The sequence below is a fragment of the Mesorhizobium delmotii genome (genome assembly GCF_900149755.1).
GTDB lineage: Bacteria > Pseudomonadota > Alphaproteobacteria > Rhizobiales > Rhizobiaceae > Mesorhizobium > Mesorhizobium delmotii.
In genome coordinates this window covers 1-381 of the sequence record NZ_FUIG01000009.1, presented here as the reverse complement: position 1 = coordinate 381, position 381 = coordinate 1, and the positions used below count along the sequence as shown (strand labels likewise).

The window sequence follows — 381 nt, the reverse complement described above, 5'->3', positions numbered from 1 at the left end:
AGGCGCGCCGCTCCGCTGGTGCGCTTTCCCGACGTGCTGCAAGGCTTCTTGAAAAAAATCGAGGTCGGCCGCCTGCTGTCCGACGAGACGCTCCAGTTCGCCGATCCGAGCCAATGCCTTCGAAAGCTCGTCAAGCGCTTCCGACGACAATGCCGGCGCTGCACCGCCCGGGTCATGCGCCTCACCCAGCCGGCGTACCGCTCGCGGCGGACCCACGCCACCGCGCAGAGCTGCTGGCCCGCCTGCACGAAACTGCTTCTGCCATTGATAGAGACCCTTGCGAGAGATGCCGAGCTCCCGCGCCAACTTGCTCACGTTGGCGCCCGCAGCCATGCGTTGCACCGCAGCTATCTTGAATTCGCGACTGAACCGCCGCCCCGG

1 protein-coding gene is annotated in these 381 nt (G+C 66.1%); it reads right to left on the bottom strand.

Going from position 1 to position 381, the window contains the following annotated elements; genetic code table 11:
• Positions 1–381, bottom strand: a 381-nt coding sequence (locus BQ8482_RS01365; protein WP_133254685.1) for a transposase, incomplete at both ends; no start/stop codon positions are given.